13 protein-coding genes are annotated in these 19320 nt (G+C 48.2%); 4 read left to right on the top strand and 9 right to left on the bottom strand.

Translation table 11 applies throughout. The features are described from left to right. Window positions 1-6: 6 nt before the first annotated feature. From OEM52_04495 to OEM52_04460, 8 genes are read right to left on the bottom strand one after another with little or no spacing between them, the layout of a single operon-like run. A complete protein-coding gene (locus OEM52_04495) occupies window positions 7-1218 on the bottom strand; it encodes an FtsW/RodA/SpoVE family cell cycle protein (GenBank protein MDK9699396.1) in 1212 nt (403 codons plus the stop codon). Continuing rightward, entirely contained in the window at window positions 1215-2597 is a 1383-nt protein-coding gene (murD, locus tag OEM52_04490; protein MDK9699395.1) for a UDP-N-acetylmuramoyl-L-alanine--D-glutamate ligase, read from the bottom strand. Before murD ends, OEM52_04495 begins: the two co-directional genes overlap by 4 nt. Next, a complete protein-coding gene (locus OEM52_04485) occupies window positions 2594-4009 on the bottom strand; it encodes a UDP-N-acetylmuramoyl-tripeptide--D-alanyl-D-alanine ligase (GenBank protein MDK9699394.1) in 1416 nt (471 codons plus the stop codon). Before OEM52_04485 ends, murD begins: the two co-directional genes overlap by 4 nt. After that, window positions 4002-5465, bottom strand: coding sequence for a UDP-N-acetylmuramoyl-L-alanyl-D-glutamate--2,6-diaminopimelate ligase (locus tag OEM52_04480; GenBank protein MDK9699393.1), 1464 nt, complete (start codon window positions 5463-5465; stop codon window positions 4002-4004). The genes OEM52_04485 and OEM52_04480 overlap by 8 nt, the downstream gene beginning before the upstream one ends. Further along, window positions 5462-7585, bottom strand: coding sequence for a penicillin-binding transpeptidase domain-containing protein (locus OEM52_04475; protein ID MDK9699392.1), 2124 nt, complete (start codon window positions 7583-7585; stop codon window positions 5462-5464). Before OEM52_04475 ends, OEM52_04480 begins: the two co-directional genes overlap by 4 nt. A gap of 18 nt (window positions 7586-7603) precedes the next feature. Continuing rightward, complete coding sequence (locus tag OEM52_04470) at window positions 7604-8047, bottom strand: hypothetical protein (GenBank protein ID MDK9699391.1); 444 nt, start codon at window positions 8045-8047, stop codon at window positions 7604-7606. Further along, entirely contained in the window at window positions 8044-8943 is a 900-nt protein-coding gene (gene rsmH, locus OEM52_04465; GenBank protein MDK9699390.1) for a 16S rRNA (cytosine(1402)-N(4))-methyltransferase RsmH, read from the bottom strand. The genes OEM52_04470 and rsmH overlap by 4 nt, the downstream gene beginning before the upstream one ends. After that, window positions 8940-9446: a hypothetical protein gene (locus tag OEM52_04460; GenBank protein ID MDK9699389.1), complete on the bottom strand. Its 507-nt coding sequence runs from the start codon at window positions 9444-9446 to the stop codon at window positions 8940-8942. Before OEM52_04460 ends, rsmH begins: the two co-directional genes overlap by 4 nt. A gap of 647 nt (window positions 9447-10093) precedes the next feature. Between OEM52_04460 and OEM52_04455 the strand changes: the two genes are divergently transcribed. From OEM52_04455 to OEM52_04440, 4 genes are all read left to right on the top strand, one after another. Further along, a complete protein-coding gene (locus tag OEM52_04455; protein MDK9699388.1) occupies window positions 10094-11455 on the top strand; it encodes a hypothetical protein in 1362 nt (453 codons plus the stop codon). After that, entirely contained in the window at window positions 11427-12422 is a 996-nt protein-coding gene (locus OEM52_04450; protein ID MDK9699387.1) for a hypothetical protein, read from the top strand. Before OEM52_04455 ends, OEM52_04450 begins: the two co-directional genes overlap by 29 nt. A gap of 3 nt (window positions 12423-12425) precedes the next feature. Next, the gene (locus OEM52_04445; protein ID MDK9699386.1) at window positions 12426-14015 is read left to right on the top strand and encodes a S8 family serine peptidase; all 1590 of its coding nucleotides are present in this window, start codon (window positions 12426-12428) and stop codon (window positions 14013-14015) included. A 213-nt stretch (window positions 14016-14228) separates the two neighbouring features. Then, window positions 14229-16394: a T9SS type A sorting domain-containing protein gene (locus tag OEM52_04440; GenBank protein MDK9699385.1), complete on the top strand. Its 2166-nt coding sequence runs from the start codon at window positions 14229-14231 to the stop codon at window positions 16392-16394. A 229-nt stretch (window positions 16395-16623) separates the two neighbouring features. On the opposite strand, the gene OEM52_04435 is transcribed toward OEM52_04440, so the two are convergent. Beyond that, on the bottom strand, window positions 16624-19320 hold a 2697-nt coding region (locus tag OEM52_04435), incomplete at its 5' end, for a hypothetical protein (GenBank protein MDK9699384.1).

The raw sequence follows: 19320 nt of genomic DNA, 5'->3' as shown, positions 1-19320 counted from the left end.
ATTCACCTACTTGACGAATAGCGGACATTTTGGCTCGGCACTCAACCGCAATAGAATAGCAGCGAGACCGAGATTAAACACCATAGCCGTACCGCCATGGCTGATGAATGGCAACGGGACTCCAGTTGACGGCATCGCCGATACATTCACAAAGAAGTGAATGAAAAAGTAGGCGAGGAAATTCATCACGATGCCGAATGCGAGAAAGTATTTGTAGGCATCGATTGAATTCACTGTCGTGCGAAATCCGCGCCAAGTGAGTACGCCAAATCCCGCAAGCACCAACAGAATTCCAATCATCCCCCATTCTTCTCCGACGATGGCGACAATGCAATCGTTGTATGCTTCCGGTAAGAAATATTTCTGTTTTCCAGTCCCATAGACGACGCCGGTCAAACCACCCTGCACCAATGCCATAATGCTCTGGCGTTGTTGGTATGAAGTCTCTTTGAGCATGGTTGCGCCTACCGGATCAATCTGGTATTGACTATCGAAGTTGTAGTAAATCGCAAATGGATCAATGAAGACTTGGCTTCGATTTGAGCGAAACGACGAACCGGCAACGTGAAATACTCCAAAGGCTATGACCAGTGCCCCAAGGTAGAAAAACCATTTACGGGGAATACCCGACACCCACAGCATCGAACCAGCAATCGCGAATATTATCATAACGGTAGAGAGATTCGGCTGCAGGACAATCGGCAAACAGATCATCGCTATCATTGCTGCTGCTTTCACCGAATTGGAAATGAGATGCAACTCTTCTCGCTTTTCAAACAGGAATTGTGATAACCAGAGGATTAGTGAAAACCGAGCAACATCCGACGGCGAAAGTTGAAATCCACCTATCCTTAGCCAGCGACGCGCTCCGTTGATATCTTCACCAAAAAAGTAGGTGAGGATAAACAGCACCATTGATACTGCAATTAAAGTGTAGGTAGTCTTTCTACTCTGCCAAACCATTAATGGGGTGAGGTAACAAGCGACCGCAAACACTAAGCCGATAGCAACTTTCAACGAATGAGTTTTGAATTTTGCGTAGACATCGATTACAGTAGCGGATAGTGAACCGGTAATCGCTGTGGAGTCAGTCAATTTGTTTGACGTTGCCATCATGTTCATCAACAGGCCAATCAGCAACAAACAGATCACCGAAGCGAGCATCCAACGATCAAAATTAAAGTTCAGGTGATCGACAACTTGGCGAACAAGAATCATTGTGTTATCCCCCGGACATATTCGGCATATTTGGTGCCACGATCTTCAAAATCGTTGAATTCATCAAAACTTGCGCACATCGGTGATAACAGGATGTCAACACCAGGCTGTGCTTGTTTCCGAGCGAGTTCAACCGCTTCACGTAAGGTTTCCGCTTCGACGATGGGTACGATATCGGAAAACGTCGTTTTAACTTTATCGCGAGCGGCACCGAATGCAATAAGTTGTGTTACTCGCCGTTTCACTAATTTTTTCAGCGGGGTAAAATCAATTCCCTTATCATATCCGCCTGCTAACCAAATCACTGGTTGGGGAAAGGATAATAGTGCAACTCGAGTGGAGTCGGGGGTCGTTGCTTTAGAATCGTTATACCAATGAAAACCGTCGGTCGTAGGAACTAACTCCAATCGATGCGGTAGTCCTTTGAAAGAGAAGAGTCCAGCGTTAATCGCTTCCGGTTCGATTCCGGCGCTATAAGCTGCGGCGACAACTGCAGCTGCGTTCACCAAATTGTGACGACCAAAGAGATGAATATTGTCAAACGAAGCTAATCGCATTGCAACCGGTTCGGTATCGCGGAGGTATATCCGGTCGTGCCCAAGCCATACTCCACGTTCTAACGGATGACTGCCAGAAAATGGGAACAACGACGATTTTAGTCCTTTCGATATAAGCTCGACGTTAACATCATTGGCATTTCCTACGAATACTTGTTTGGATGTTTGATGAAGGGCTATCGCCCGTTTCGTGAGATAGTACTGCTGGAGTGAATCGTAGCGATACAAATGGTCAGGAGCGAGATTCAGTAGTACAGCGACATCGGGTTGAAACTTCTCTATCCACTCCAATTGAAAAGAAGAAACTTCCAAGATCGCCCAATGCTCCGGCGTTAACTCATGTACACAATCGGAAAACGCAACACCTATGTTCCCTGCAACGACATGAGGAATTTTAGCAGAGCGGAAGATTTCACCAAGCCATGTCGTGGTCGTCGATTTTCCATTTGTACCAGAGATGGCAATGGTTTTTCCGGGGTTGAGACGCCATGCAAACTCCAGTTCGGACCATACCGGGATGCAGGCGTCTCGTGCCCGTACAAACAGCTTACTCCGAGAATCTACCCCTGGTGAGGTAACGATTAAATCGGTACCACGAAATATCTCATCGCTATGCTCGCCTAACTCAAAGGGGATATTGAGAGCAAGTAACTTCTGTCGTAGGATTTCTGCTTTTTCACCTTGTGCGATATCGGATAGGAAGCAGGGAATACCCAACGACTGTAATAACTTCGCCGCGGCGATACCCGAACGCTCACCGCCGATAACCGCAACTTTTCGCGGACGATTAATTGCTGTGTATGCAACTTCACGGTCGATCATTTTCGATCCCGAGAAAAGTTTTCGACAATTTCCAAGATTGCATTGCTAATTCGTTCCATCGCCATACCGCGTGAACCTTTTACTAAGATTGCATCGCCTGGCTGCAGCCGTTGAGATACTATATGAGCAATTTCCTCGACAGAATCGGAGTGCATTACTTTGATTTGACTTGCAACCTCCTGCAACCGGCGAAATGTCCAACGACAATGCGCCCCACAGAGATACACTACCGAAGGATTTGCTTCAACGATGTATTCCGCCAAGGTTTCATGGTCGTTGCGTACTTGTTCGCCCAACTCAAAGATGTCACCGAGAACGGCAATGCGCCGTTTTGCGGTTGATTGGTCGTTCAACAACTCTAAACCAGCTTTCATCGAGTGAAGTGAGGCGTTGTATTCGTCACGAATGAGCGTTATCGAATCAAAATGGAGAAGTTGTCCGCGCATCGGTACCGCACGCACATCACGCAAGCGCTTTGCGATTCGGGGTAGCGGGATATCAAGGGCAATGCCAATCGTCGCCGCGGCAAGCAAATTGTATTGTTGGAAGCGCCCGGGTAACGAGGAGTGTAACTCCGTTCCAGCAAGGGAGATACCGTAGCAACCGTGTTCATCCTTCTCTAACGGAGTTGCCCGGAGGATTCGTCCTTTGAAGTCGAAGTTGTCGTTACTTAATGTGTAGCCAAGATCGAATGCGCCGGGATATTTCTTCGCAAGCGCAAGAATATAGGGATCATCCAGATTCACAAGACGGACACCGGCAGGTGTCATCGCTTCAAACAATTCACCTTTTGCTTTGGCAATTGCCTCTTCCGATCCGAAATACTCGATATGTGCCCGTCCGATGTGCGTAATCAATCCAATTGTGGGACGAGCCGTTTCAGTCAATGTGCGGATTTCTCCGAAATGATTCATTCCAAGTTCAAACAAAGCAAAACGATTCGCTGGTTGTGCCGTCGCCAACGTAAGTGGGACTCCTAAATGATTGTTGTAGTTTTTCTCGGAAACTAACCCGTTACCCAACTCTTTCAATACTTCCGCCGCCATTGTTTTCACGGATGTTTTTGCGTACGAGCCGGTAACTGCAATCACCGGACAGCGGAGTACATTTTCACGAAACCATACACCGATTTCAAGCAACGCTTTGGTACAGTCAGGTACTTGCACTACCCAAACATTATCCGGTATCGGAGGGAGTTCAACGAGTGGTTTAGAAACCAACAAAGCGGCGACTCCTCGAACAATTGCCGCCGGAATAAAATCGTGGCCATCTCGAACCGCAGTTAATGCAACGAATAAGTCCCCTTGACTAAGTGTACGGGTGTCGATTGAGATACCGGATATCGGCACCAAATAAGGCGATCCAGCGATGGTTTCAGCGTTCGTCAATGTTTGCAGCGTTCGCTCAAGCATGAGTCGCTCCGGGTAGTTTAGTAATCGCTTGGGCTATCGCCTCGTAATCGGAGTAAGGATGTCGGACACCTTTAATCTCGAGATAACTCTCAGCGCCTTTTCCTAACACTAACAATACATCACCTTCGACTAACATGCTGCAAGCGGCAGCGATAGCGGTTGTACGATCCAACTCGATAAGAGCAACTTTGGACCGATCGAGACCCGGCATAATGTCATCGACAATCGCTTGCGGTTCTTCAAAGCGGGGGTTGTCCGATGTGACTACCACCGAATCGGCGATACAGGCGGCAGCACCCATCAGCGGCCGTTTAGCGCGGTCGCGGTTTCCACCGCAGCCAAACAAAACGTGAAGCCGGTTCTGCGTGAAGGAACGAGCCGTTTTTATCACATTTTCCATAGCGTCGGGAGTATGAGCATAGTCGACAAATATCGCAGTGCCGACGGGCGAATCAACGCGCTGCATTCTGCCGGAAACCCCTTCCAATTGTCCGATCCCATCGGCAATTGCGAGTGGAGCAATACCGAGCCGATCCAACAACGCAGCGACTCCAAGAATGTTCGCAATATTGTATTTCCCAACCATCGATGTTTTCACATCAATCGATCCGTTGGAGGTGCCGACTATCCGGAAGCTTGTTTCATTCGCAGTCATTTTTATGCTGGTAGCACGATAATTCGCAGTTGTCGAGTCGATGCCAAACGAAAGAATTGCGGGATCCTGCAACATCCGAGCAGCATAGCTATCGTCACGATTCACCAAGCGAATTCGTGCAGCACCTTCGCCAAGGAATAGTTTCGCTTTTTCGCCAAAGTAGTTTTCCATCGTCCCGTGGAAATCCAAGTGATCTTGGGTGAGGTTCGTCCAAATCGCTCCGGTGAAATCAATTCCGTGGGTACGTTTTAATGCAAGAGCATGGGATGAAACCTCTACCGCGATAAAACGATCACCGGCTGTAACAGCATCGGCAAACAAGCTCTGCAATTCGTAGGATTCCGGTGTGGTGTGGATTGCGGGACGAGCCTCACCTCCGATTATATAACCAATCGTTCCAATCACCGCACACTTTTTTTCAGCGGAGCGGAGAATTCGTTCGATGAGGTAGGTACTCGTAGTTTTTCCATTTGAGCCCGTTACAGCAAGGATAGCCAACTTATCAGCCGGGTGATCGAACCATTGCGAAGATAGTTCTGCTAATGCTATTCGGGTATCAGTCACTTGGATGTAGGTAACTCCGCTCGGCAATTCCATCGCAGGCTGTTCACCAACAATAACGGTAGCACCGCGAGAAACAGCTTGTGGAATGAATTGATGACCGTCGACTGCTACACCGGGAATCGCTACGAAGATGCCGCCGGGCATTACTTTTCGGGAATCGTAAGCGATACCGGTCGCGACACGATTATCAAAGTGTTCGCGATCCGAGTGAAATAACTGTGATAATATTTTCGTCACAGTCCCGCCCGTTCACAGATAAGTTGAATCGTCGAACCGCATGGCAGGATTGTTCCGGGGGCAGGGTTTTGCGTCAATACTTTTCCGACTCCCTGCACTTCAGCAGTTAGTTTCAATTCCGATAACTTTGCCAAGGCATTTCGTAATGACATGCCATATACCGGCGGGACCGGGATACTGGTCAATTGCGCGCGTTCGTCCGCCAATACGATGCGTATCGTATTGTTCGTTACACGCATACCTGCGGCAGGCTCTTGAGCGATGATATGATCACCGGAACCTTCGCGTTGGAATACCCAGCCTTGCGCTAATCGTTGGGCAGCGCCATCCGACATTCCGATTAACTCAGGAACCGTGTAACCGGTTGGAGTATTTCCGACATAACGCACCGGCGCTGATTGCACTGCCATCGCTGGTAATGTTTGCATCAATCGCACGATTATCCGCTGCCAGAGCGGCGCTGCAGCGATACCGCCATAATGACTAACAGCGCGTGGATCATCGATAACAACGGCACAAACGAGCTGCGGATTATCAATTGGAGCTACCCCCACGTAGTTCGCTACGTAGTGACCTTCCATGTAACCACCGCGCTCACTCAACTTTTTCGCTGTACCAGTTTTTCCGCCAACTTTTATGCCATCGATCCGGGCCCGTTTTCCAGTCCCAACTTCAGTAACGCGCTGCATCAGCATAAGCATTGTTTCGGCAGTCTGGCGCGATACAGCACGCTGACGCACCATCGGTTCATAGGTATCGGAGAGTTTATCGTTCCAATCGATTCGCTTCACCAGTTGTGGCCACATGAGTTCGCCGCCATTGGCAAGCGCAGCATAACCCTGAGTGAGTTGCAACGCAGTTACCGAGATCCCGTGACCATACGAGATGGTCGCCTGCGACAAGGAGCTCCAACTACTGAGTGAAGGCATCATGCCCGGTTGTTCGGCAGGTAAACCACTGTGCGAACGGGCAACAAAACCAAATTTCTTGAATGCTTCGCGGAAAGTTTCGGGACGCATCCGCAATCCCAACTGTAACGTGACGATGTTCGACGACTGTGCAAAGGCATCGGCAACCGATAACGGTCCGCTATGGTGATCGTCATGAATCACTTTGCCACACAAGGAATAGGAACCACCATAGGTATTGATGATTTCATCCAACGAGGTGTTGGTGTTTTCTAACACCGCAGCAAACGTAAAAGTCTTTGCCGTTGATCCCGGCTCGAAGAGGTCATACACTGGTCGCGGACGAAAACCGAGAGTATCGGCAGCCGACGATTTGTTTGGGTCGAAGAACGGATAGCTTGCCATAGCAATGATTTCGCCCGTTTGCGGGACCATGACGACTACTGTACCTGATTGGGCTTTGAATTCTTCGACAGTTTGCGATAATTCCTCTTCCACTATTTGTTGGGCAACGACATCCAATGAAGTATAGATGTCAGCGCCGTTCACCGCAGGAACGATTGGATTGTCGATGTCGATGGTCGAGGCATTGGAACCGATGCGGATGCGGAACTGCTTGCCGGGTATTCCAGCGAGTTGCTTGTTGAGACTCCGTTCCAATCCAAAAATGCCATTGTTTGTATTGTCGACTTTGCCGATTACCATTGCCGCACAAGTACCATTCGGATAGTAACGCGACGATTCAATCGTTTTTACTAAGCCAGCGATCTTGTACTTATCGATTTTCGAAGCGATGTCGATGGTTATCCGCTTTTCCAACACGACATAGCGTTGATCAATTTTGTTGATGCGATCGCGATAAAACGACGCCGGTTTACCAAACGATTTTGCAAGAATTGACGCCAACGAATCGATGGTGATTTTTAAGGTTTGGCGGTCGACGCCGATGGTCACATACTTGATGTTGCTGACGAGAATATTGCCATTGCGATCATAGATTCTTCCCCGCTCAGAGGCAATCGGTTCGATCTGACGATACTGTTCAGTAGCGATGTTGCGAATCTCATCGCCGCGAACGAATAGCCAAAAGCCATAACGCCCAATTCCTATTGTGGCAAGTAGTAGGATAACAATAACCATCCACCTCAGCCGTAACCGATATTCGGAATCGGTAGGAATGAATCGGGAGTGTTGCCATTCTTTCGGTATCATGATTGCACCCGCCGAGTGTTATTGGACATTCCGTTTTGTAACTACATTCGAAGCAAAGCGCTTCGGCTCGAATACTTTTTCGGTGCGCCGCTTCATGAGGAATGCTAACTGAGTTTCGTCGAAATGTGCTTCAGGCAACGCGAGTTGCTCAATCTGGGTCGACACGCTATTCAATCCGAGCAGACTGGCTTTCTTCTGGATGTTCTCATACTTCATCGCTTGGTTTAGTTTCGCAAGTTTTGCGAGTTGGATTCGACGCGCGGCATTGATAGCTGTTTCAGTCCGGTCGATTTGCTGCACATTGACTTGATTGATGTAATTGATGTATCCAATCGCGCCGGCACCAACGAAGAACACGAGAAAGAAAAGCATGAAGTGCAAGAGCTTCTTGAAATTTCGCTGACGTGGCGGTTCATTATAGATGAAACCACCGGAGTACTTGCAATTGGTTGCATTTTTCATCGGTCAACTCCACGCTCAGCGACTCGCAATACTGCCGATGTCGCTCGCCGATTATGTTTCATTTCCGCTTCTGATGCCTGCGCTTTAAGACCAACGGGAATTTTCCAGTAACGGTAATTGGATTTGCAGTCTCGCGCAGCAAACTCCTGCTTCACAATTTTCGCTTCGCCACTGTGAAAAGTGATAATCGCTAAACGCCCACCGGGGCGAATGCGATTTCGGGCAAGTTGCAATAGTGCTATCAGCTCGCTGTATTCTTGATTGACGGCAATTCGTAGTGCTTGGAGAAACCGCGATTGGACATTGCGTGGCAATTGCTTCCCGGGGAACGCCGCCTCTATCGCATCATTAACTGAGTGGAGGCGATTTGCCCGTGCAGCGGTTAGTAATGGTTCCGCGATTCGGTCGGCATTGCGAAAATCGCCGCCTTGTTCCAATGCCGTTACGACTTCAGAAACGTCTGCAGTCGATAACCATTCATTTGCCGTTTGTTCGTTCTCTCCCATTCGTAAATCCAAGGGAGCATTCAAATACCTGAGAGAAAAGCCGCGGTCAGGAGAGTCAAGTTGGGGAGATGAAACGCCTAAATCGGCGATGATTCCGTCCACCTGTTCCCACTTGAGTTCATCCATTGGTTTCCGACTTTCCCCAAATCGTCCCTGCCAGATTGTTTTGACTCGTGGCTCGGATTGAAAGCGCGCCCGGAGATATTCGATTGCTTGTGGGTCACGGTCGATTATTATGAGTTTCGCGTCGTCGTTAAGTTGATTTAGGAGTTCCGCAGCATGTCCGCCCGAACCGCCGGTCGTATCGAGATAGCAACCGGAGCGATTAGTTATCACTGCGTTTACAGTCTCGTGCAAGAGGACGGGGACATGATGAAACTCAAGGGTCACGCAAACTCCTGGAACGTGGTTGCGAGGCTATCCTGCGGCTCTAATCCTGCGAGATAGCGGTTGTAAGCGACTTCGGAAAAGAGCCATGCATATTTCCCGAAACCGACGATTACCGCTCGCAAACAGTTGTCCCACGCATAGGAAGTCGGGAGATCAGCTAATTTTGGTAAGGTCAACCGGTAGTCCTTATTCACTTCAATCACGTAGAAGTCACGATACCATTGTCGCCGCCGAAGAGGCCTCTCCTCCTCCGGTAATTCGGCAATTCGCTCTTCGAGGATTGCATAGAGAACCGGTGCAGGATGTAGTTGCAAGGCATTGACTTTATCATTGCGAAGCCAGATCAGTTCCGGTTGTTCATTAACGGGCAGGAGCCCTCTCCTTAGCAGTGCAGGGATGACAATCCGATGGGAGACAGCGGAATTCTCTTCGAGCGTAATGAAGAACGGGCCGGGAGGTATCACTCTATTTTCCCCATTCAGCGCGTTGCCAATAGTATTCATTCCTATATCCTCCGATAGGCAATGATAATACCTCGTCGAGCAGAATGCAATCTGAAAAATCGATTTTGTGAAGAATTCAGAATAACTTCATGAATGGTTGAGGTTTCACATTTTTCCAAGTTTTCACATGACTGTTTTATCACAACGTTTATCAATGATTTAGCGCGTACTCCCCATGATTATGTTTATCGATTTCAGTCGTTAAAATCCCTCATAGAGACCATGCGAAACGACCTCTTAGAGTTTGTTTCTTGATCGTGTTCTCACCGGTAATTCATTGATGGAATGAATAGGAGCGAATTATATATGTTGATATTACATATATTGATTGATGATATATTTAATTTATATATCCTGTATATATAAAGACATTAGATGAATATCGCGAATATGATTTTCGTGAGTTATAAAACTGACCAAAGCGAGTAGATGTTTGAGTGCTGGTTTCTGATGAGTCCAATACTTTCTTCTCCTATTCCTTCCCGTTGCAATCGTTACTTAGGAGATTTCTGCCTAATGCTGATGATTCGGACTGAACGTTTTGATGAAGTGAAAACTTTGTTGCAAGCATTGTGCAGATTGGAACGCAAGCGATTTCTTCGCACTTTGTAGTGGATTATTTCTTTTACAAAGAAGAGGTTGTGGGGATGCGTAGTTGGTTTTGGGGAATCGGGTGTTGTCTGTTGTGCTGGCAAACGGTGGTTAGCGCTCCAATCCGGGATGTCCGGTTAACGGTCTATACCCGCGATTTGTTGCAGTACACCGAGACACTGATCGTCGACTTTCGTGATGGTGAGCAAATAGTCTCCTTTGAGCCGGTGTTGCCGGGGGCGTTTGTATCGTCGTTACGGATCGAACCATTACGGTCACTCAAGGAGCTACTTCCTTTGTCGACAAGATTCGTTCCCAGTGAGTTTGAAATCGCTGACCTCTGGAAGCAGTATCGCGGACAGTGGATTTCTTTTCAACAGGGAAACGAACGGGTAGAGGGAAAGATACTCCACATTTCCGACAACCATCTTTTTCTTCAACCGGATACGACTTTACCTCGAGTGGAGCTACTTGATAAAAACTCCTTTAACTGGTTATCGTTTGATACCCTGCCGGTTGGTGCGCAAGGGGTCTCCAAGCTGCTTTGGAAGGTGCGTTCCGATGGTTCGCGACGCGAACCGATACGATTCTCCTACTTAGCGCCGGGAGCGAATTGGCGCGCCGCCTATCATTTGTGGAAGATTGATGCGAACCACGCTGAACTGCAAAGCGACTTTTCTCTTGAGAATACCAGCGGTACATCGCTTCCCGATGTGCAACTCACGTTAGTTGCTGGAGACGTCGGACTTTCAACTGATCAAGAAACAAATCAAAAAGTAGGAGCGGCAGTAACAGGTAAGAACGCTTCAAGCAACGCTTGGCAAGGATATCAGAAATTCGAAATTCCACAGAAGGTCGATATTGATGCGGGATCGACCTTACAATTGCCATACTTTCCTCGCACCCGGATTGAGGGGCGGGAGCAGTATGTAGTCGAAGAAGCGACGACGCAATCGGCTCCAGTGTTTACTGAGTTTGTGTTTTCGTTAGCGAAACATTCGGCGCTCGGTAGCAAGGCGATGCCATGGGGCGAGATCACTGTGTATGGCGATACTGTGAACGGCGGAACGTTTGCCGGTGAAGATTATTTACCGGCGATGCCGGCGGGCAGCGAGTTTGCAGTACGGACGGGAACGGCATTTTCGTTGCGCGCTCATAAGGAGCGGACACATTACCGCCGACTTAGCCGAAATGAATCGGAAGAGAGTGTGAGAATTTTGGTAAGTAACGCTACAACGAAAACAGTTCCAGTGATTTTGCGGGAAATGCTGTTTGGCAGTTGGCAAATCGTAACGGCGACCAACTCGACAGGAGCAATCGCACTACAGCGAAGTGATGCAACGATGGCAGAGTGGAAAATTCAAGTGCCGGCAGGCGGAGAGGAGTACCTTGTCTATACGGTACGTTATCAACGATAAAGTTCTGTTTTTCTGCATTCTATTCGTAATCGTAACAGCGATGGGAGTTGGGTGCACTGAAGACGATGGTAAAACCGATATCCCAGTTGAGCTTCCTACGCTAAGCAGTTCCGTGCTGGTGAGTGATGGAAGCAATCCGGTAATCTCACCTAATGGATCGCTCCTGTTATTTGTACGCGATGATGTTTGGATGTTGCGAAATGGCAGCGGTTCGATAAGCCGCTTGATTGACGAAACGATGCCGCAACCGGCGGCTGCGCCAGTCTGGTTCGATGATAACGAACGAGTCGTGTACTATGCGAGTGGTCCGATGGGTTCTGAACGTAACGGGATATTTCTCTTGACAATCAGCAATCATGCGGTTACGCAACTGCGGGTATCTGGCCGCGATCCCTGTGTTGGAAGCGATGGTTTCGGTAACGAAGTAATCCTCTACGAAGAATACGACGCTGTTTACACTTTAGGTATTGCGAAAATTACTTTGCCAATGCTCAATGTGACAGCATTACACGTTACCGGAAGTAAACCAACACTGTCGAAATTCAACGATTACATCGGTTACTTCGGTGGCGACAATGGCGGCAGACCGGTTACCGCGAGGCTATCCCAGTTGTCGAACAGCCGCGTTTTAAACAGTCGCGACGCATTCAAGATCGATTTTCTCGATAGCAACACGGTGGTATTCGATGGGAATATTCCGCAAGCGCAAGGTGCAACACGCCCGATATTGTTTCGGGCGAATTTGACGAGCGGTGTAGTCGATACGCTTTATCGTTTTGCATTAGAACCAACTGTTTCCGACAATAAGCGGCTTACTTTCCGTGGCAGCGAAGATGGCTCGGCGCGAATCCTTCAATTGCGAAATGAGACGCTGTACGAAGTGTCGAGCAGTAGTGGCAGGTTTAGTGTAACGTCAACCGGTCGGGTGGCATACGAATCCGGCAACACCATTCGCTTAAGTGAGTGATTTGTGCAGGAGAAATTCTCATCGGCGCTCATTCTGCTTCTAAGCGGAGTGAGCGTTTTCTTTTTCGCGACAAGTGGATTCGCACAGTCGAAAGAGCAATCACTGCGTATTGCGATTACCGGTGATAGCAATTGCTTCGCGAAAGTAGTCGAGTCGTTGCCGATTCACATGATTCCTGATGCCAGAGCGCGAAGATTGCAACGGGAACAGCTCTCAATACTCACAAGTTACCAACGAACCTCTCAACTCGATTCGTCACTGCAATCGCTACAACTCACTGTGGAAAGTTCCTTTAGCAGCATTCCGTGGGTTGTTGTGAGGGGCACGCCTTCCGCGCTCAATGCATTACAAAAGAGTTATCCCACTCTCACACTTCATGAGCTTCAGAATATTGCCCCCCAAAAAGTAATAACTCGAAACAAAAGGAGTACTGAGAATTCACTCTTGCACTCTTCTTGGGAGTATGGCGCGGCGGCGGGGCAATTGGACGCATTGGGCATTCTTACCGTACAGCAAGAAGAAGGATATACGGGTTCCGATGTCACGATCGGCGTCTTGGACGATGGTTTCGAGCTAAGTCACCAAAGTCTTACAAAACTACGCATTGGTGCGCAGCGCGATTTTGTGATTGGTCGTAAGTATAAAAATATTGAGGGGTTTCACGGCACAAGTGTATTGTCGGTGATGGCGGCCTGTGATCCGGGGCGAATGATTGGCGGGGCTCCGAATGCCACATATTTATTGGCGCAAGTGTTCGACGAACGAAACTCAATCAATGACGATGAAGCGAGTTGGGCGGCGGCGGTAGAATGGTGCGAACAGATGGGCGCTGATGTTATTCACTCGTCGCTCTCATTTGAAAGTTCGACTGGCAATGCGCTCGGACATACATTAGCCCATGCAGCGGCTGAGGAAGCGCGGCGACGAGGGGTGTTATTGGTCGGAGCGGCAGGCAACGAAGGGGAGGCGTTACGCTCGATTACTGCACCGGGCTCGTTTCGCAGTGTACTTGCAGTGGGAGCTACCGACAGCAGCGGTCGTGGCGAAGCGTTCTCCGGGCATGGTCCGACCTTCGATGGATTTGCAAAACCGGAATTCGCCGCTCCCGGGGTTAACATTTTAGTGGCAAAACCGGGTACTCGCAACCAGTATGAACGTTCCGATGGCACTTCGTTTGCCGCGCCATTATTGACAAGTGCGATTGCGATACTTTGGGAGGCGCATCCCGATTGGAGCGCCGACCAATTGGAAAATGCGTTGTACGATGCCGCTGAGTTTGCGGATACGCCGAATCCAGTAACTGGAATGGGACGAGTTTGGCTGCCGGATGCGTTGGATTATCCATTTGTGAGGGGGCGGATTAGTGCATCGCTTTCTGAAAAAGTAAATACTGTTCGAGTTATGCTGATCCCGTGGGGTCATCAGCATCAGTTGTGGAATGGTTATTCGGAAGTATGCGATTTGAATGGTGAATTTTCGTTCACAGGGGTGGAGGATGGGGTTTATCTTCTATGGATTCAAACTGGGGTGAAATTGTCTGTTCAGCGGATCGAAGTACCACCTTCGCAAGCAATTGATGTCATAGTGAAGTAAGAACAGAAATGCTATTATTTGCGGGGCGAAAGCCCTCGGTTTCCTACTAAAATGACGAAATCTCAATGAGATTTCTTCGCTGCGCTCGCAATGACATTGTGGGTGTGCTCTAATGAATAATTTACATTCATAAACGCTTGACTATTGTAGAATCTACTTGATGTGACTACTATTCATTAGCAGACATGATTTCCTTCACCGGAGGGTAGTACCATGAGATTTACCCGTAGTTTTCTTCTTGTTATCCTAACACTTCTTCCACTGATCGGAACGCTTTCGCAGCCGAATTTCGGCATCACGCAACTCTCTTCCCGACGATTTCCCATGTACGGAATCCACGATGTCACGGTTTCGGGTAATCGATTACTCGTTACCGAAGACAGTTGTGTTGTGGGTATCCACAATATCGCTGATCCCAGCGCACCGGTCGAACGGGGAATTTACAATGCTTATTGTTATTCAAGTAATCTCATCGTTGAAGGGACAACCGCATACATACCTAATTCATACAACGGGTATGGAATCGATATTGTAAACATTTCGAATACGATGAATCCAGTGCGGATAGCACGAATCCCTACTTTTCAAAATGTATTCAGTATAGCAAAAATGGGTAGTTACCTATGTGTAATTGAAGCTACCGGTTCGTCAAGAGTATTACGAGTTGTTTACTTAGCGAATCCTACCGAACCGCTTGTCATTGCATTGGTTACCGATTATCCCGATGTAACACGTATCGTCATCTCCGGCAACATTGCCTATCTTTCTTCGACATCGACATTGTACGCTGTTTCGTTAGCGAATCCGACTATACCTACACTACTGGGTACAATACCGTTACATACTCCCAACCCGATCTGTGCTGTTGCCAACAGTTATGCCTACAGCGTTGGTAACGATTCGCTCATGTGTATCTATAACGTTTCAAACCCTTCTGCGATGAGTTTGGCTAACATTGTAAGTTTCAATGATCGAGTACAAGATGTGAAAATTGCTGGCTCGATGGCCTATGTTTCCAACAACAGACAAGGTATAAAACTGGTCGATGTAACGAACCCAACCGCTCCGGTGATTGTTAGTACGTTTGACACCCCGGGCCATGCGACTCGATGTGCCGTATCAAATTCGATTGCGTATGTTTGCGATTGGGTGGGCGGAGTGCGGGTCGTCGATTGTCATACGCCAACTGCTCCGGTCGAGTTAGCGCAGTTCGCATCGGGAGGATATATCTCAGGAATGTGTTTCGATGGGGTGAATTTGTACTACACCGACACAATGTTTGGTTTACGAGTTGCTGACGTTGCCAATCCTACGAATCCGCACGAGACGAGCTTCCTACCAATGAACGATTACAATAGTGCAATTGCTCGATATGGGAACTATTGTTATGTAGCTTCGGGCGATTCCGGGATTGCTATCGTCGACGTAACGACACCAGCTTCGCCGCGGTTCGTCCGGTATTTTGCCAGAGAAACACAGAGTTGGACATCTGCGCTGGCTATTTCCGATGACAAGATATTTTACACAGTCGGGTGGCATTTTTACATCGCATCGCTCACCGATCCCGAGTCTCCAACTGTTATCAATTCCGGTGTTACATTTAATTACATTTCTCGCATCTGTGTTGTCGACAACTATGCCTATTTACTCGGAAACATAACGGGTGCAATCTCAGGTGTCTTCGTTTTAGATTGTACAAATCCGCAAACACCAACTCTCGTTGGACAATACACACAGGGTGGGTTAGGTGCGTATTACAATGACCTCGCGGTATCTGGTGATTACGCTTACCTTGCCAGTTACGGTTTGGGTTTACGGATTATTTCAGTTGCGAATCGAGCACATCCCCAATTGGTAACACATTACGAACCGGCTGAAAATATCTCCGCAGTGACTCTGTCCGGTAACCATGCCTTTCTTGGCGGCAGCGCGTTCCGAATTCTCAATATCGCGAATCCATCCTCACCACAGTTAGTTGGTTTTTTGGATAGTGTGTATGTATCCAATGTTTGTGTGAATGGAAGTATTGTGTATTCGGGAGAAAGTACTCATTTACGGATTTACGATTGTTCGGGGGCATTGAGTGGTGTCGACGATTCTGAAAACAATTTTCCGACTCAATATTCACTTAAGCCGAACTACCCCAACCCCTTTAACTCCACCACGACAATTTCTTACACACTTCCTCTGCTAAGTAATGTAGAATTGAAACTCTTTGATCTTACCGGTCGGGAAGTCGCATCCCTTGTAAACCAGAAACAACAGACCGGAAGTTATCGAGTTACCTTCGATGGGATGAATCTCTCATCGGGAACCTATTTTGTAAAGATGCAAGCGGGGGAATTTGTTAAAACGCAGAAGTTAGTTCTTTTAAGGTGAAGGGTTAAAAGGATAAGGAATGAGCGGCATAGAAACGCCCGCCCAATGAGATTGCTTCGTAATCCCGCTTCCAGCAGATTCCTCACTTAGACACATCAGGCGAGAGTGCCTAACCTCCAATAACGGGCGGACGTGGGAGTCCGCCCCTACCCAAGCAGTAACAAGGTGTTGGTGGACAGACAGGAGTGTCTGTCCTACGGGTAGTCAGGTTAGAGGGTTTGTCCAACGGTTAGAATTCGGTGCCAAGGGAGATGTAATGTTGGGGGAGTGAGTTTTCAATCCAATCACTCTTCCAAGCGATGTCATACTTGAGGATAGCAAATCCCAAGGATGCGCGCGCGCCAAAGCCAAAACCGAACTTCAGGTCGTGCAGCCGCGCCGCACCGGATTCAACCGGCAACGATCCGCGGAAGTTGTCATTATCCCACGTTCCACCAACATCGACGAAACTCGCGCCGCGAATATTGTAGAAAAATGCTGGAATCGGCCAACCGAGCGCCAACAATCGAATTAGCGGATAGCGGAACTCGGTATTCAGCAACGCATACCGGGTTCCAACCGATTCATACAAATCGGAACCTCGCAGTGGTGTCACCATCGTACTGAAAAAGACGTCATTGACATTGTTCACGAAGGCGGAACTGGCGACACCGCGATTCAGTGAATTAGCTTCGCCGCCCAAGAAGAAACGCTGCGGCGATTTACCATCGGAGAATCCGGCAGTAGAACGAACAGCAAAGCCATAATCCTTATTCAACCGGAAGTAGCGACGATAATCGAGCATTGCCGTTTTGAAGTCTAAGCCCCACTTGGTGCCGTATTGCGATGGATCGTTGTTATCGAAATCGGGCGACCAATAAAAAGATAACCGGAACCGCTCACCATTCGCCGGCCCGGCATATCCCCACACCGAATTATCCTTGACTAACGCGATACCGGGTAATAGGACATGCCGCGAAGCAATCTGTTGGTAATCCTCTTTATCGAGTGTGTAACGGGAACGATTGATGTTAATAAACGTGGTCGAAAAATCGATCCGAAGAAATTTCGATATCGGATATTGCATTTCGACATTAGCGCCGTAACTGCGGTCGCGCGTCCACCCATAATCGAAAAAGTAAACGTTATGGAATCCGCCAACACCGTAATCGATGCGGTAGGGTAGATAGTAGTATATCCCGTTGATGTTGGTGTTTTCAATGTCGTAGTATAAATCGGTCGCGAGATATATGACATGGTTTCCGAGGACATCGGACAACATGAATTGTCCCATCCCCTGAAAACCGGACAAATTCGAGAACCCCGCCGAAGCGAATAGCATATCGGGGGATAGCTTTACCCGATACTTCTTCGTCGAGTACACAGTTATCGTATCGGGACCGGACGCCACTTGCACCGTATCTATCGGTTCCGGTTTCTTCTTCTTATTCCCGGGGCGTAAATCGTCGAAAACATAATCGGCAAACTTTGCAGCAAACTTGTCCCGAATGGTTATCGAATCGACCGATGCTGTTGCAATTGGATCGGGGTCATAGGTTGGATTCGTTTTCCGATAAGAAGTCGTTACCGGTTGTTTCCAATGCGGTGGATTCAATGGAGATGGCATGAGATAGATATCGTAACCGCCATCGAAGAAACTGGCGAAACAGATCGATTTTTGCTGAGATACCGATGGTTGGAAGACTCCGGTTAATACATTCGTGAGCGCTTTCGATTCCTGTGTGCGCAAATCGTAATAGTAGAGATTAAAAATCCCACTGCGGTCGGAAACATAGACAAAGGCAGAGTCTCCGGGTACCCAGACGGGAGTACGTTCGCGGTCGGGATCGTTGGTGATGCGCGTCGATTTCTTGTCGGCGATTGAAACTTGGTAGATGTCGTACAATCGGGTATCGTGATCGGTGAGCGAATGAAGTAAACTGGAATCGGATAGAGTGGAATTCTCTACTCGATCCGTAGTGAAAAGAACTGATTTTGAATCGGGTGTCCAGGTCGGTTCTAAGTCGCTATAGTAATCATTTGTCAGATTGTGGAGAACGCTGTCCTCGATTGTGACATAGAAGATATCGCACTTGCCGTGCAACCATCCTTGGAATGCGATTTTCTTACCATCAGGCGACCAGGAAGGGCTGTAGAGTCCATCGAGATTAAAGTGGAACTTACGCTCGATGTTCCCGTTTCGAGTATCCAAGATGTATAGAGCATCTCGCCCGTCCGCTTTCGCACCAAAAGTGATGTAGTTCCCGGTAGGATCCCAGGAGATGCCGGGTTGCAGCCAATGGAGTTCTTCGAAACCACTCGTCCGCTCACCGCTCACCAAACGCTTGATAATCTTCCCATCGTAGGCATTCATTAACCAGATATCGAAGTAATCGGATTTATCCGACAAGAATGCGATTTTGTCGCCATTCGGTGAAATGGATGGCGCATTGTTGATGTAGTTTTCCTGCTTCTTGTGGTCTGTGAGCGGCATAGCGAAATTGCGTGGCGATTCGAGTTTCGCGGCATCCGGCCACAACTCGTTTTTCATCCACTGTTTCCACTTATCGCTCAACTCCTCGACATCGACACCAATTGAGGCACGAACACCTCGGTTAAACTCGCGATACTGCTTTACCCGGTTCACTAAATCAACAATCTTTTCTTTACCGTACCGATTTTCAAGGAACCAGTAAACTGATTGTCCCCCTTTGTAATCGAGGTATCCGCCAAATTGATCAATTGGGGGGAGCCAATCGTTGACAATCGCATCTCGGAGATACATATCAGCTTCATAATCCCAACCGAACCGAGATTGATACTCGGCTAATCCTTCGATGTACCAAAGCGGCAAGGGCATCCGGCTAATGCCGTTGATCACACTCTGTAAACCACTTCCGTAGTATTTCCGCAGCATCATCGCATGGGTCAACTCATGGTGTACGAT

Source organism: bacterium (assembly GCA_030247525.1).
Lineage (GTDB): Bacteria > Electryoneota > JAOADG01 > JAOADG01 > JAOADG01 > JAOTSC01.
This window is presented reverse-complemented; position numbering and strand designations above follow the sequence as displayed.

Excerpts from the sequence above, each read along its gene's own strand:
- murD (MDK9699395.1), bottom strand. The coding sequence starts at position 2,597 with ATGATCGACCGTGAAGTTGCATACACAGCAATTAATCGTCCGCGAAAA.
- OEM52_04460 (MDK9699389.1), bottom strand. The coding sequence starts at position 9,446 with ATGAATACTATTGGCAACGCGCTGAATGGGGAAAATAGAGTGATACCT.
- OEM52_04485 (MDK9699394.1), bottom strand. The coding sequence starts at position 4,009 with ATGCTTGAGCGAACGCTGCAAACATTGACGAACGCTGAAACCATCGCT.
- OEM52_04475 (MDK9699392.1), bottom strand. The coding sequence starts at position 7,585 with ATGATACCGAAAGAATGGCAACACTCCCGATTCATTCCTACCGATTCC.
- OEM52_04440 (MDK9699385.1), top strand. The coding sequence starts at position 14,229 with ATGAGATTTACCCGTAGTTTTCTTCTTGTTATCCTAACACTTCTTCCA.
- OEM52_04470 (MDK9699391.1), bottom strand. The coding sequence starts at position 8,047 with ATGAAAAATGCAACCAATTGCAAGTACTCCGGTGGTTTCATCTATAAT.
- OEM52_04455 (MDK9699388.1), top strand. The coding sequence starts at position 10,094 with ATGCGTAGTTGGTTTTGGGGAATCGGGTGTTGTCTGTTGTGCTGGCAA.
- OEM52_04495 (MDK9699396.1), bottom strand. The coding sequence starts at position 1,218 with ATGATTCTTGTTCGCCAAGTTGTCGATCACCTGAACTTTAATTTTGAT.